Source organism: Bradyrhizobium sp. LMTR 3 (genome assembly GCF_001693485.1).
Taxonomy (GTDB): Bacteria; Pseudomonadota; Alphaproteobacteria; order Rhizobiales; family Xanthobacteraceae; genus Bradyrhizobium.
This window is the reverse complement of sequence record NZ_MAXC01000033.1, coordinates 173,959-187,670: the sequence shown is the minus strand read 5'-3', so window position 1 is coordinate 187,670 and position 13,712 is coordinate 173,959. Positions and strand designations below refer to the sequence as shown.

The 13,712-nt window shown below is 63.6% G+C and carries 12 protein-coding genes; 2 read left to right on the top strand and 10 right to left on the bottom strand.

Features of this window, described 5'->3' with window-relative positions; translation table 11 throughout:
- The first annotated feature begins 6 nt into the window (after window positions 1–6).
- Window positions 7–1,395 (top strand): chromate efflux transporter, encoded by a 1,389-nt coding sequence (chrA, locus tag LMTR3_RS21660; protein ID WP_141686770.1) that lies wholly within the window; start codon window positions 7–9, stop codon window positions 1,393–1,395.
- Window positions 1,396–1,500: 105 nt separating this feature from the next.
- Window positions 1,501–2,154 (top strand): DUF6064 family protein, encoded by a 654-nt coding sequence (locus LMTR3_RS21655; RefSeq protein WP_065747032.1) that lies wholly within the window; start codon window positions 1,501–1,503, stop codon window positions 2,152–2,154.
- On the opposite strand, the gene LMTR3_RS21650 is transcribed toward LMTR3_RS21655, so the two are convergent.
- The 10 genes from LMTR3_RS21650 to LMTR3_RS21605 all read right to left on the bottom strand — a co-directional run bounded on the left by LMTR3_RS21650 (window position 2,151) and on the right by LMTR3_RS21605 (window position 13,556).
- Window positions 2,151–3,086, bottom strand: coding sequence for a cation diffusion facilitator family transporter (locus LMTR3_RS21650; protein WP_084029750.1), 936 nt, complete (start codon window positions 3,084–3,086; stop codon window positions 2,151–2,153). The two genes, LMTR3_RS21655 and LMTR3_RS21650, sit on opposite strands and share 4 nt — an antisense overlap.
- Window positions 3,087–3,256: 170 nt before the next feature.
- On the bottom strand, window positions 3,257–5,512 hold the full coding sequence (gene parC, locus LMTR3_RS21645) for a DNA topoisomerase IV subunit A (protein ID WP_065747030.1): 2,256 nt from the start codon (window positions 5,510–5,512) through the stop codon (window positions 3,257–3,259).
- A gap of 186 nt (window positions 5,513–5,698) precedes the next feature.
- Entirely contained in the window at window positions 5,699–6,451 is a 753-nt protein-coding gene (gene recO, locus LMTR3_RS21640; RefSeq protein WP_065747029.1) for a DNA repair protein RecO, read from the bottom strand.
- Window positions 6,452–6,619: 168 nt separating this feature from the next.
- On the bottom strand, window positions 6,620–7,009 hold the full coding sequence (locus LMTR3_RS21635; protein WP_065747356.1) for a hypothetical protein: 390 nt from the start codon (window positions 7,007–7,009) through the stop codon (window positions 6,620–6,622).
- 127 nt (window positions 7,010–7,136) lie between these two features.
- Entirely contained in the window at window positions 7,137–8,063 is a 927-nt protein-coding gene (era, locus tag LMTR3_RS21630) for a GTPase Era (RefSeq protein ID WP_065747028.1), read from the bottom strand.
- Entirely contained in the window at window positions 8,053–8,865 is an 813-nt protein-coding gene (rnc, locus tag LMTR3_RS21625) for a ribonuclease III (protein ID WP_065747027.1), read from the bottom strand. Before rnc ends, era begins: the two co-directional genes overlap by 11 nt.
- The gene (gene lepB, locus LMTR3_RS21620; protein WP_057845708.1) at window positions 8,862–9,620 is read right to left on the bottom strand and encodes a signal peptidase I; all 759 of its coding nucleotides are present in this window, start codon (window positions 9,618–9,620) and stop codon (window positions 8,862–8,864) included. Before lepB ends, rnc begins: the two co-directional genes overlap by 4 nt.
- 283 nt (window positions 9,621–9,903) lie before the next feature.
- Window positions 9,904–10,323, bottom strand: a complete 420-nt coding sequence (acpS, locus tag LMTR3_RS21615) for a holo-ACP synthase (protein ID WP_065747026.1) — start codon at window positions 10,321–10,323, stop codon at window positions 9,904–9,906.
- Complete coding sequence (locus tag LMTR3_RS21610; RefSeq protein WP_065747025.1) at window positions 10,320–11,084, bottom strand: pyridoxine 5'-phosphate synthase; 765 nt, start codon at window positions 11,082–11,084, stop codon at window positions 10,320–10,322. The genes acpS and LMTR3_RS21610 overlap by 4 nt, the downstream gene beginning before the upstream one ends.
- Before the next feature lie 180 nt (window positions 11,085–11,264).
- The gene (locus LMTR3_RS21605) at window positions 11,265–13,556 is read right to left on the bottom strand and encodes a RelA/SpoT family protein (protein WP_065747024.1); all 2,292 of its coding nucleotides are present in this window, start codon (window positions 13,554–13,556) and stop codon (window positions 11,265–11,267) included.
- Window positions 13,557–13,712: the final 156 nt, after the last annotated feature.

The window sequence follows — 13,712 nt, the reverse complement described above, 5'->3', positions numbered from 1 at the left end:
GCGGCGATGAACAAGGCGGCCGAAGCCGATGTCGTCAGGGAAACCGGTCACGGCATCAGCTTCGGCGAGGCCTTCCGGGTCTGGCTGCGGGTCGCCATACTGAGTTTTGGCGGCCCGGCCGGGCAGATCGCGGTGATGCACCGCATCCTGGTCGAGGAAAAGAACTGGATCTCCGAAGGGCGGTTTCTGCATGCGCTGAACTATTGCATGCTGTTGCCGGGCCCGGAGGCGCAGCAACTCGCGACCTATATCGGCTGGCTGTTGCATCGTACCGCCGGCGGCATCATGGCGGGCGGGCTATTCATCCTGCCCGGCATCATCGCCATCATGGGCTTGAGCTACATCTATGCGGCCTATGGCAACGTCGGCTTCATCGAGGCGCTGTTCTTCGGGCTGAAGGCTGCAGTGCTGGCGATCGTGGTCCATGCGGTCGTCCGGGTCGGCAAGCGGTCCCTACGCAACCGCGTGATGATCGCGCTCGCGGCGATCGCATTTGTCGCGATCTTCTTTTTCAACGTCCCCTTCCCGGTCATCATCATCGCGGCCGGCGTGATCGGCTATTTCGGCGCGCGCAGCGGCCGGCCGGAGTTTGCCGCCATCGAACACGGCGGCGGCAAGCAATCCGCGGCGGTCGACAGCCTGCTCGGCGAGGAACTGCCCGACCATGTCCGCCCCAGCGTGGCGCGCGCGCTGCGCGTAAGCTCGATATGGTTGTTGCTGTGGGTGGTGCCGGTCGCGGCGCTGCTGATCGGGCTTGGACAGGCCAATGTGTTCAGCCAGATCGCGCTGTTCTTTTCCAAGATGGCGATGGTGACGTTCGGCGGCGCCTATGCGGTGCTGGCCTATGTCGCCCAGCAGGCGGTCGAGCATTATCACTGGCTACAGCCACGCGAGATGCTGGATGGCCTCGGCATGGCCGAGACCACGCCGGGGCCCTTGATCATGGTGCTGCAATTCGTCGGCTTCATGGCCGCCTATCGCGACCCCGGCACGCTGTCGCCGATGCTGGCCGCGACGCTGGGCGGATTGTTGGCGACCTGGGTCACCTTCATCCCCTGCTTCCTCTGGATCTTTCTCGGCGCGCCCTACATCGAGACGCTACGCGGCAACAAGGGGCCCGCGGGCGCGCTCTCTGCCATCACCGCTGCTGTCGTTGGCGTGATCCTCAATCTCTCGATCTGGTTCGGATTGCACACGCTATTCCGGCAGACCACGCCGGTTCGCTCGCTGGGGCTTTCGTTCGACATGCCGGTATGGGGAAGTCTCGATGTCGCAGCGTTCGTGCTGGCGGCCGCCGCGGCGACGGCGATCTTCCGGCTTAACGTCGGGATGTTGTGGGTGCTGGCGGGGTCGTGCGCGGCGGGTGTGGCGCTGCGGCTAGTGGGGGTTGCCTGATCGACTGTCGCGCACGAGAAGATCGTTCACCGCAAGGCGTTTGCGGCAGATCAAATCGCACGGTGTCCGCTGCGGATACAGTGTCTGGCGCCAGCGAGGCTCGACATGCTGCCGTTCACGCCGGACCAGTTTCTATTGGTCTTCGCAAGATACAATCATGCAATCTGGCCGGCCCAGATCGGCGCCTACTTGCTCGGTGGCGTCGCCGTAGCGCTCCTGTTCTGGAAACCACGCGGCGGCGATAGGGCAATCGCCGGCATTCTCGCGGCAATGTGGCTATGGACGGCAATCGCCTATCACGCGTTCTTCTTCGCCAGCATCAACAAGGCAGCGTATCTCTTCGCTGCACTATTCGTCATTCAAGGCGGCTACTTCTTTTACGAAGGTTACCTCCGCGGCCGAATTCACTTCACGATTGAGTCTGGCCCCCTCGCGTGGCTGGGCCTTGCCTTCGTAACTTACGCGGCCGCCCTGTACCCCCTGATCGGCAGAGTGGCCGGGCATACCTACCCGGCAGTGCCCATGTTCGGCCTGACGCCCTGTCCGGTGACGATCTTTACCTTCGGAATGTTGCTTGCGACCGTGCCGCCACTGTCGCGATGGTTGCTTGTCATTCCGGTTGTCTGGTCGCTGATCGGAGGCAGTGCAGCCATCCTGCTCCATGTGCCACAGGACTGGTTTTTGCTCGTCAGTGGCCTGATCGCTGTACCACTGCTTGCGCTCCGTTCACCGGCGAGGCGGCTGCTGCAAACCAGCTAAACCACCTGCGCCGGTGCCAGTTTGCACACGTCGGGGCCGACTTCGATCTGCAGCGTGGAATGGTGGATGTTGAAGCGGTTCGATAGTTCCTCGCACACGCGGTGCAGGAACGCGTCGTCCGTTCCGCCCGGCCGCACCAGATGAGCCGTCAACGCGGTCTCGTTGGTGCTCATGGCCCAGACGTGGAGGTCGTGTACCTCGACGACGCCTTCCAGCCCGCCAAGGTAATCCTTCACATCCGAAAGCTCGATGCCGCGCGGCACGCCGTCGAGCGCGAGATTGACGCTGTCGCGGGCCAGACCCCATCCGCTCCAGAACACCACAGCCGCAATGACAAGGCTGATCGCTGGATCAAGCCACAGCCAACCGGTCAGCATGATGATGCCGGCGGCGACCACCACCCCAAGAGAAACGCCCGCATCGGCCGCCATGTGCAGATAGGCGCCGCGAATGTTGAGATCGCCGTGGCGGCCGCGCATGAACAGAAGTGCGGTAAAACCATTGATGGCGACGCCGAGCGCGGCGACCAGCACGACGGTCATGCCCGCGACCGGCGCCGGGGCATAAAAGCGATTGACCGCCTCGACGACGATGCCGCCGACGGCGACCAGCAGCAGGCCGGCATTGAAGAGGGCCGCCAGGATCGAGGCCCGGCGATAACCGTAAGTGTGCCGCTGGGTCGGCTGCTTCTGCGCCAGCCATGAGGCGCCCCACGCCAGCAGCAGTGCGATCACGTCGGACAGATTGTGAACAGCGTCAGAGATCAGCGCCAGCGAATTGGCGGCGTAGCCGAAGATCAGCTCCGCAATGACGAACGCAGTGTTGAGCGTGGCGCCGATGGCGAACGCCCAGCCAAAACTATCCGGCGCGTGGCTGTGGCCGGCGTGACCGTGTGGGTGAGAATGATCGTGATGGTCGTGATGGTGCGCCAATTCCAACTCGTCTCGGTTCGACGACGACTTATATAGCGCGCGGATTCTCGAATACTATTACGGCCGGAATCGTAGGGTGGGCAAAGCGAAGCGTGCCCACCATTCGCAATGAGGGTGCCGACTAACGGTGGGCACGGTGCTAGTGCGCCTTTGCCCACCCTACTTCTCTCCTACTCTACGCCGCGCAAAAACTTGTTCGACTTCGGCAGGCCGTGCGCGAGACGGCCGGCGTCGGCGCGGTTGCCGCGCCAGTCGGCCAGTTCCTTGGCGCTCATGCTCTGCTCGCGGCCGGCCGAATCCTTCCAGGTCAGCCCGGCCTTGAACTCGAACACTGCGACGTCGGACAATTTGGCGCTGGAATATTTCTGCAGCCGCACGCCGCGGCCGCGCGCCATCTCCGGCACCTGATCGAGCGGGAACAGCACCATCTTGTGGTTGGTGCCGATCGCGGCAACGGTATCGCCTTGCACGGTTGCGATCGCGCAAGCCTCGTTCGGCATGGTGACGTTGAGCACCTGCTTGCCCTTACGGGTATTGCTGACGCAATCCTCTTCCTTGACGACAAAGCCCTGCCCCTCACTGCTCGCGATCAGGAACTTTCGCTCGCCCTTGTTGACGAACAGCGAGACGATCGCGGCGTCCTGCTCGAGGTCGATGAACATGCGGATCGGCTCGCCATGGCCGCGTCCGCCGGGCAATTTTGCCACATCGAGCGAATAGAATTTGCCGTTGGTGGCGAAGAGCAGAAGCTTCGACGTGGTCTCGGCGAAGAAGGCGTGGTCGAGTTTGTCGTCGGTCTTGAAGGCAAGGCCCGAGATATCCTCGACATGGCCCTTCAGTGTACGCACCCAGCCCTTTTCCGAGATCACGACCGTCACTGGCTCGCGTTCCACAAAGGCTTCCTCGATCGCGGCAAGATCATGCTCGGGCGCGTCGGCGAATTGCGTGCGGCGCTTGCCGAGCGGTGTCTTCGGCCCAAAGATGTCGCGCACCTTCCGAACCTGTTCGCCGACCTTGGACCATTGCTCGGCTTCGGACCCGAGCAGCGACTTGATGCCCTTCAATTCGTTGCGAAGGTTCTTGTCCTCGGTGCGGATTTCGAACTCCTCGAGCTTGCGCAAGGAGCGCAGCCGCATGTTGAGGATCGCATCGGCCTGGACTTCCGTCAGCTTGAACGCCTTGATCAGCGCCGGCTTCGGCTCGTCCTCGGTACGGATGATCTTGATCACCTTGTCGATGTTTAGATAGGCAATCAGGTAGCCGCCGAGTATTTCGAGCCGGTTCTCGATCTGGGTCTTGCGATAGTTGGAGCGGCGCACCAGCACGTCGCGCAGATGGTCGAGCCATTCGCGCAGGCACTCGGCAAGCCCCACCACCTTGGGGATCTTGCCCTTGATCAGCACATTGAGGTTCAGCGAAATCTTGCTCTCGAGCTCGGTGAGCCGGAACAGCGATTCCATCATCAGCGCGGGATCGACGGCGCGGGATTTCGGCTCGATCACGAGGCGAACATCCTCGGCCGATTCATCCCTGACGTCGCCGACCAGCGGCAGCTTCTTCTCGTTGAGCAGTTCGGCAATCTTTTCGACCAGCCGGGATTTCTGCACCAGCCACGGGATCTCGGTGATGACCACGACCCACGTGCCGCGCGCGCCCTCCTCCTGAGTCCATTTGGCGCGGGTGCGGAACGAGCCGCGCCCGGTGGTGTAGGCCTCCGCGATGCTTTCCTTGGAATCGATCACGATGCCACCGGTCGGGAAATCCGGACCCTTGACCCATCTCAGGAGCGACTTCGACTTCGCCTCAGGCTTGTCGATCAGATGCAGCGCCGCGTCGCAGAGCTCGGCGACATTGTGCGGCGGGATCGAGGTGGCCATGCCGACCGCAATGCCCTGCGCGCCGTTGGCGAGTAGGTTTGGGAAGCCGCCGGGCAGAACGACCGGTTCCTTGCTCTGGCCGTCGTAATTGGCGCGGAACTCGACGCCATCCTCATCGATGCCGTCGAGCAGGAGCCGCGCGACCTCGGTCATGCGCGCTTCGGTGTAGCGGTAGGCGGCCGGGTTATCGCCGTCGATATTGCCGAAATTGCCCTGGCCGTCGACCAGCGGGTAGCGCGAGGCAAAATCCTGGGCGAGACGCACCATGGCGTCGTAGATCGCCTGGTCGCCATGCGGATGGAACGAGCCCATCACGTCGCCGACGATTTTTGCCGATTTCTTGAACGGCGTGCCGGGGTCGAGCCTGAGCAGGCGCATGCCGTAGAGAATGCGCCGGTGCACCGGCTTCAGCCCGTCGCGGGCGTCCGGCAAAGCGCGGTGCATAATGGTCGAGAGCGCGTAGGCGAGATAGCGCTCTTCCAGCGCATCGCGCAGCATGACCTCGTGGATTTCGGCCGGTTCTTCCGGCGGTAGCTGTCGTTTTCCCATGGGGAGGCGTTAAACTTTTGCGGTGAATCGGGCAAGACGCGAAACGCGCCCTCCGTCGCCCCTGCGAATGCAGGGGCCCATAACCACAGGTGTTTGTGGCGAAAAATGGCGGAGGCTCCAGCGCCAATTGATAGGCCGCGGCGTATGGGTTCCTGCGTTCGCAGGAACGACGGGCTGAGGGAGCGGTCAGGCCGACGAACTGATTCGCGCCCGATGCCGCGTCACCGCATTGATGAACCCGTCCCTCGCGTCGGAATGGACCTGCCCGCGCGGCTCCAGCACGTGGCGGAGCAGGAACAGGCCGGTCAGGCGAAAACCGTCCTGCAGGTCCTGGTCCGACCAACTGTTCGCCCCGCCCTCGCCTTCGCGCAGGAAGGCGGGCAACCGCAGCAGGCGATCCCGATAGGGCTCGCCGGCCTCCCGCGAGACGGCGCCGCCGGATTTCGGCGAGACGTAGATCAGGTCGGAGGTTGCGCCAGTCGCGGCACAGTTTTCCAGATCGAGGCCGAAGCCGAGCTCGGCGAGCATCGCGAGCTCGAACCGGATCAGGTGCGCCGCCGCGCCGCCGGCGTCGTCGAAATCGTCCAGGGTGCGGTCGAGCATCTCGTAAATGTCCTCGTGCGGGTCGCGCTCCGGCAGCAGCCGCGCCAGCGCGGCCAGATGGGTAACGCCATAGACCGCATGCGAGGACGCGAGCAGCGTCGCGGCGCGCAGCCGCGTGCCTTCGATGGCGTAGGTACCGAGATGCTCGTCGAGCCGCGCCCGCCACACGGCGGTGACGCTGTTGCCAGGCTGCAGCAGCGGCCGCATCCGCGAGGAGGCACCTCCGCGCACCAGACCGAGATGACGGCCATGGCCACGCGTCAAGAGCTCGACGATGGCGGAGGATTCGCCATGCCGCCGTACGCCCAGCACGATGCCTTCGTCGGTCCATTCCATGGGCGGGAGTTTACAGGATTTCAGAGCTTGTAGGGTGGGCAAAGCCAACGGGTCGCGCGAAATGCGCGCCCGATGACAGGCTCCGCGTGCCCACCATTCACGACGAACCGGTGGATAGATGGTGGGCACGGCGCGGAGCGCCTTTGCCCACCCTACGCGGTCCTACGCTCACTCGTTGAACCAGCCGACCGCATCGCCGGTGAACGAAAAATACAGCCCCGCCGCAGTCAGCACGCAGGAGATCACTTCGATGCCGCTGTCGAACTGAATGCCCTTTTCGCCGATCATTTGCGCAAGCGAAATCACCGTCAGCACGAGGGCTGCCACCAAGACCCAGCGCGGCCAGTTCTTGCGGCGCTGGGCCGCGAGCCAGACGAAGTAGACCAACAGCAGGATGAGGCCGGCCGCCATCATGGTCGCGATGCCGATCATCTGGATCGTCTGCGCCGTCACGTCGGCCTTCGGCGTACGGTCCTGGAACGCCACCGACACTGCATCCAGCGTCAGCGACATGTACAGCAGAGCCTCAAACCACACTACGTTCCGGGGTACGTTAATCGGGCTTGTTTGTTGTTGCGTCATCATGAGTTGCGTTCTAGCCGTCATTGCGAGGAGCGAAAGCGACGAAGCAATCCATCATTGCATCTGTGGCTTGCTTCGCCGCGCCCGCAATGACGTTCCTCGATCATTCCTTGGGGAATTCCAGCCCCATTTCCCTGTAGCGGTCGGGGTCGTCGCCCCAGTTCTCGCGCACCTTGACGAACAGGAACAGGTGCACGGGGACGCCGACAATTTCGGCGAGTTCCTTCCGCGACTCCGCGCCGATCGACTTGATGGTGGCGCCGCCCTTGCCGAGCACGATCTTGCGCTGGCTCTCGCGCTCGACAAAGATCGTCTGTTCGATCCGGACCGACTTGTCCTTGCGCTCGGTCCAGCTATCGGTCTCAACGGTCGATTGATACGGCAGTTCCTGGTGGAGCTGGCGGTAGATCTTTTCCCGGGTGATTTCCGCCGCCAGATGCCGCAGCGGCGCATCCGACATCTGGTCCTCGGGATAGTGAAATGGACCCGGCGGCACGCTCTTCGCGAGCGTCTTGCGCAGGTCGGCGACACCGTCGCCCGACAGTGCCGAGATCATGAAGGTGTGCTCGAACTTCATCCGCTCATTGGCGGCCTGCGCCAGCGCCAGCAGTTTTTCGCGCGGGATCAGGTCAATCTTGTTCAGCACCAGGATTTTCGGGTGCGCAACCGTCGCAAGCTTGTTCAGGATCGCGTCGGCCTCCTCATCGATTCCGGCCTTGGCGTCGAGCAGCACGCAGACCAGGTCGGCATCGTGGGCCCCGCTCCAGGCGGTCGACACCATGGCCCGGTCCAGCCGCCGCTTCGGCAAGAAGATGCCGGGCGTGTCGACCAGAATGATCTGCGCATTGTCCTCGATCACGATACCGCGGATCAGCGCGCGCGTCGTCTGCACCTTGCGCGAGACGATGGTGACCTTGGAGCCAACCAGCGCATTGACAAGGGTGGATTTGCCGACGTTGGGGGCGCCGATCAGCGCGACGAAACCGCAGCGGGTCTCGCTGGACGAGCCGGGTGCGGGTTCAACTGTCATTGCTGCCGACGCCTTCGCGTTCGATCATCACGGAGGCTGCGACCTTCTCGGCTGCGCGCTTGGAGCCGCCGACGCCTTCGGCGGGCGCCAGCCCCGGCAAGTCGACAGCGACGCGGAACTGCGGGTCGTGATGCGGCCCGGTGCGCTCGATCTCGCGATAGACCGGCGTCGGCAAGCCCTTGCTCTGGGCCCATTCCTGCAGCACCGTCTTGGGATCGCGCAGCGGCCGGCGCGGTTTGCGCATCCGCTCCAGCCAGTTGCGCTCGACGAATTGCGAGGCCGCCGCATAGCCGCCGTCGAGATAGATCGCCCCGATCACCGCCTCGCAGATATCGCCGAGAACGGATTTGCGCAGGCGCGCGCCCGCCCCTGCGCCCACCGCGCCGAGCTTGATGTCGTCGAGCAGCCCGAGCGACTTGGCGACGTCGGCGCAGCTTTCCTTGCGCACGAGGTCGGCGAGACGTTTGGACAATTCGCCTTCGTCCGCCCTCGGATAGGCGCGATATAGCATGTCGGAGATAATCAGCCCGAGCACGTGGTCGCCGAGGAATTCCAGCCGCTGATAACTGTCGGCGCGATGTCGGGTCGCGGGCTTCAAGGCCGAGACATGGGTAAAGGCGGTCGTCAGCAGCGCCGGATCGGAAAATTTGTAGCCGATGCGTCCCTCGATCGCGGCAGCCGCAGCCTTCGCGCCGGCCTTGCCGCGCTTCTTCTTCGGCGCAGCTTCGCGGGGCGCATCCGCCTGCTGGCCCGGCTCGCCCGAGGCCGATGTGTCGGGAATGGTCGCTGTCTCGTCGTTCATCGCACAATTGTGAATAGGCGATTCCAGCGCACCGCAGTCGGCCAGCGCCAGAACATCCAGGCGTGTTCGCCCTCGGCAATGGAGAAGAAGATCATCTGTGCCCGGCCGACGATGTTTTCGAACGGCACGTAGCCCACCGCCGACAGCACGCGGCTATCGGTGGAGTTGTCGCGGTTGTCGCCCATCATGAAGAAGTGGCCGGGGGGCACGGTATAGACGTTGGTGTTGTCGTAGAAACCGTTGTCGACGCAATCGAGCGATTCATAGCTGACGCCGTTCGGCAGCGTTTCCTTCCAGCGCTTGACGCGCGCAGTGGCGTCGGAGCCGCAGGGGTCCTCGCCGATGAAGTCGGAAAGCCGCTCGCGCTTGACCGGCTTGTCGTTGATGTGGAGCAGTCCTTCCCGCATCTGGATGCGGTCGCCCGGCAAGCCGATCACGCGCTTGATGTAATCGGTGGAGTCGTCCTTCGGCAGGCGGAACACGACGATGTCGCCGCGGTTCGGCTCCGAGCCGAAGATGCGGCCCGAGAACAGTGGCGGCGACAATGGAATGGAATAGTGGCTGTAGCCGTAGGAATATTTCGAGACGAACAGGTAATCGCCGACCAGAAGCGTCGCCTTCATCGATCCCGAGGGGATGTTGAACGGCTGGAACAGGAAGGTGCGGATCACGAGCGCGATCAGGAGAGCATGGATGACGACGCGGATGGTTTCACCCAAGCCGCTTTCAGATTTTGTGCCGGATGTCACGCTCATCGCTTTCCCAATTCCCGCGGGCCCCAGCCCACACGGTGGCAGAACGTTTTCCGCACGCGAATCGCCAAATACGTTCGCGTCAGGAAAATGGTCTAGATAACTGATGTTGAGAGCCAATTCCGACGGTAACCGGAATCGGCCCTGGCTCGAACAGGTCGTTGGCGGCGTTTTTAGACGGTTGTTGGTGGGCGCGCAATCAAGCGCCTTGTCAAAACTTTATAATCCATTGATACATCAATGATTTTTAGTTTTCCCGCTTCCCCGGCGCAAACGCCTGCGCGGCTCATGATTTGCCGGGTGCGACCGCCGAAATTATGACGAAGGCCTGCGCCAGCGGCCAGTCATCGGTGATCGACAGATCGATTCGCGCCTCGAAGCCTTCCGGCGTCAGCGCTTCGAGCCGGGTCAGCGCGCCGCCGGTAAGTTTCATGGTCGGCCGTCCCCCCGGCATGTTCACCACCCCCATGTCCCGCCACCAGACGCCGCGCCGGATGCCGGTGCCGAGCGCCTTGGAACAGGCCTCCTTGGCCGCGAACCGCTTGGCATAGGTTGCGACCACCATTTTTTCACTGTTGGCGCGGCGCGCCGCCTTGGCGCGCTCGACGTCGGTGAAGATGCGGTCGAGGAAGCGGTCGCCGTGGCGCTCGATCACCTTGGCAACCCGCGTGATGTCGATCAGGTCGGAACCGATGCCGATGATCATGGTCGGCCCGCGACTTTCTGGCGGCCGCGGTCCATTGCGGAGCGCATCTGCCGCACAGTCTCGCCAAGGCCGACGAACAGGGCCTCCCCCATCATGAAATAGCCGATGTTGAGCTCGGCGATCTCGGGCAGCGCTGAAATCGTCTCCGCGGTCTGGTAGTCGAGGCCGTGGCCGGCATGGACCTCCAGCCCCGCCGCCCGCGCCAGGGCGGCGCCCTCGACGATTCGCCGCCACTCCGCCTCGGCCTTGTCAGCGTGGCCGTCGACCACGGCGTCGCACCAGCCGCCGGTGTGGATCTCGATCACGGGCGCGCGCAACTTTGCCGCCATCTCGATCTGCGGCGGGTCGGCGGCGATGAACAGCGACACCCGGATGCCGGCATCGTTGAGCCGCGCGATGAACGGGGCCAGCACGTTGTGCTGGCCGACCACGTCCAATCCACCCTCGGTGGTGAGTTCTTCACGGCGCTCCGGCACCAGGCATACGGCGTGGGGTTTTGTCGCGAGCGAAATCCGCAGCATGTCTTCCGTAGCCGCCATCTCGAAATTCAGCGGTTTTGATATTTCGGCCTTCAGCCGGGCCATGTCGCTGTCGCGGATGTGGCGGCGGTCCTCACGCAGATGCGCGGTGATGCCGTCGGCGCCCGCCTCGATCGCGAGCAGCGCGGCGCGCACCGGATCCGGCCGCTCGCCGCGCCGCGCGTTGCGCAAGGTGGCGACGTGATCGACATTGACGCCGAGGCGAAGCGGGGGATTGGGCATTTTGGGACTCGCGGGCATTCTCTGGTGGACGATCCCTCATCCTGAGGAGCGGCGTCTTCGCCGCGTCTCGAAGGATGCGGGCCCTACTGTGGCCTCATGGTTCTCGCGGCGACGCTAAGCGTCGTCCGTAGACGGCGCAAGTGCGCCTCCTCACCATGAGGGGCGACGACGCAGGAAAGTCTACCCATTGACGCGCTCGACCTTGGCGACGACGGCCTTGGCACGCAATTGAGCGATAATTGCACTGAGATGCTTGAGGTCATAGACCTCGAGATCGATGGTCAGCTCGGTGAAATCGGGCGAGCGGCGCGACATGCTGATATTGTCGATATTGCCGTCGTGCTCGGCGATCACGGTGGCGACCTGGGCGAGGCTGCCGGGCTCGTTGACGTTGTGCACCAGGATCCGCGCCGGGAAACGCTGCGGCATGGCTTCATCGATATCCCAGCGCACGTCGAGCCAGCGCTCCGGCTCCTCCTCGAAATCCTTCAGCGCAGGCGACTGGATCGGATAGATCGTGATCCCCTCACCCGGCGTGACGATGCCGACGATGCGATCGCCCGGAACCGCACCGCCGTTCGGCGCAAATTTCACCGGCAAATCCGAATTGATGCCACGTACCGGGATCACGGAGGTGCTGCGCGCCGGATGCGGTGGCGACTTCAGCTTCAATTTCACCGCGAGGCTCTTCTTGGCCCCGTATTTCACCAACCGCTCTTCCTTGTAGTCCGGGTACATCGCGCGGGCGACGTCGGAGGCCTTCAGTTCACCCCGTCCGACCGAGGCCATCACGTCTTCGATCGAGGCGCGCGCCAGGCGCGGCAATGCACCCTTCAGCTTGTCGTCGGCGTATTCGATCTTGGCGCGGGCAAACAGGCGGTCGACGATGCGGCGGCCAAGTCCCGCATATTGATCGCGCACCGCGGTACGCGTGGCACGGCGGATCGCGGCGCGGGCCTTGCCGGTGACCGCTAGCGATTCCCATGCCGAGGGCGGCGCCGACTGCGCCTGCGAGGTCAACACCTCGACCTCGTCGCCGTTCTGCAATTCGGACGACAGCGGCGCGAACTTGCCGTTGATCTTGCAGCCGACCGCCGAATTGCCGACATCGGTATGCACGGCATACGCGAAGTCGATCACATTGGCTTCCCGCGGCAGCGCGATCAGTTTGCCCTTCGGGGTGAAGCAGAACACCTGGTCGTGGAACAATTCGAGCTTGGTGTGCTCCAGAAACTCTTCCGGATTGGCGCTTTCGGAGAGGATGCCGACGGTGTGACGCAGCCAGGCAAAGGCGTTGGATTCATGCTCCAGCCGCTCGGTCGGCGAGCCCATGCCCTCCTTGTAGAAGGCATGTGCGGCAATGCCGAATTCGGCGATCTGGTTCATTTCCTCGGTGCGGATCTGCAGCTCGACACGCTGGTTGCCGGGTCCGATCACGGTGGTGTGCAGCGAGCGATAGTCGTTCTGCTTCGGCGTCGAGATGTAGTCCTTGAAGCGCCCTGGCACCACCGGCCAGGTGGTATGCACCACGCCAAGCGCGCGGTAGCAAGACTCGGCGTCGCCCAGAATGATGCGGAAGCCGTAGATGTCGGACAGTTGCTCGAAGCCGACCGACTTTCGCTCCATTTTGGTCCAGATCGAGAACGGCTGCTTGCGGCGGCCATAGACGCGCGCAGTGATCCCGTTCTTCTGCAGGTTCTTGGAGAGCTGGCTTTCGATCTCGCCGATCAGGTTGCGGTTGCGGTCGGCAAGCGCGTCGAGCCGCTGCTTCACCACCGCATAGGCTTCGGGATCGAGCACGTGGAAGGATAGATCTTCCAGTTCCTCGCGCATCTCATGCATACCCATGCGGCCGGCGAGCGGCGCATAGATGTCCAGCGTTTCCTCGGCAATGCGACGGCGCGAGGCGTGCGGCACGAATTCCAGCGTGCGCATGTTGTGCAGGCGATCGGCGAGCTTGATCAGGAGCACGCGGACGTCGTCGGCGATCGCCAGCAAGAGCTTGCGCAGGTTCTCGGCCTGCTTGGCTTCGCGCGAGACCAGCTCCAGCCGCTTCAGCTTGGTGAGCCCTTCGACCAGCGCGCCGATCTCGTGGCCGAAGATATTGTCGATCTCGGCACGCGTCGCTTCGGTATCCTCGATGGTATCGTGCAGCAGCGCCGCGACGATGGTGGCGTCGTCGAGCTTAAGATTGGTCAGGATCGCCGCGACCTCGAGCGGATGCGAGAAATAGGGATCGCCGGACGCGCGCGTCTGCGTGCCATGCGCCTTCATGGCGTAGACATAGGCGCGATTGAGCAGGTCTTCGTTGGTATCCGGATTATACGTGCGGACGCGCTCGACCAGATCGTACTGCCGCATCATGCGCGAACGCGGCGATTTCGGCTTCTCCGCCACGGGCGACCCCGGCGCCACCGCGACCTGGCCGGTCGCGGCCTGCATTTGCCGGGAGCTGCGGCGCCAATACGCCATCACATCACTACCTTCTTCCAACAGACCCGGACGGGTCCCGCCGTTATGTATCTCGTTTACGTATCTAATGCGTTTTCGAACGGCGATGCACGCCGCGCTGGCCGCGATACGGTTCAATTTCGCTTGGGCCTGCGGCCGTCCAACGCCCAACCCGAC

What these genes read in the sequence shown, in the direction of transcription:
- chrA (WP_141686770.1), top strand. Translation starts at nt 7, where the DNA reads ATGAACAAGGCGGCCGAAGCCGATGTCGTCAGGGAAACCGGTCACGGC.
- LMTR3_RS21655 (WP_065747032.1), top strand. Translation starts at nt 1,501, where the DNA reads ATGCTGCCGTTCACGCCGGACCAGTTTCTATTGGTCTTCGCAAGATAC.
- parC (WP_065747030.1), bottom strand. Translation starts at nt 5,512, where the DNA reads ATGGGAAAACGACAGCTACCGCCGGAAGAACCGGCCGAAATCCACGAG.
- recO (WP_065747029.1), bottom strand. Translation starts at nt 6,451, where the DNA reads ATGGAATGGACCGACGAAGGCATCGTGCTGGGCGTACGGCGGCATGGC.
- era (WP_065747028.1), bottom strand. Translation starts at nt 8,063, where the DNA reads ATGACAGTTGAACCCGCACCCGGCTCGTCCAGCGAGACCCGCTGCGGT.
- rnc (WP_065747027.1), bottom strand. Translation starts at nt 8,865, where the DNA reads ATGAACGACGAGACAGCGACCATTCCCGACACATCGGCCTCGGGCGAG.
- lepB (WP_057845708.1), bottom strand. Translation starts at nt 9,620, where the DNA reads ATGAGCGTGACATCCGGCACAAAATCTGAAAGCGGCTTGGGTGAAACC.
- acpS (WP_065747026.1), bottom strand. Translation starts at nt 10,323, where the DNA reads ATGATCATCGGCATCGGTTCCGACCTGATCGACATCACGCGGGTTGCC.
- LMTR3_RS21610 (WP_065747025.1), bottom strand. Translation starts at nt 11,084, where the DNA reads ATGCCCAATCCCCCGCTTCGCCTCGGCGTCAATGTCGATCACGTCGCC.
- LMTR3_RS21605 (WP_065747024.1), bottom strand. Translation starts at nt 13,556, where the DNA reads ATGGCGTATTGGCGCCGCAGCTCCCGGCAAATGCAGGCCGCGACCGGC.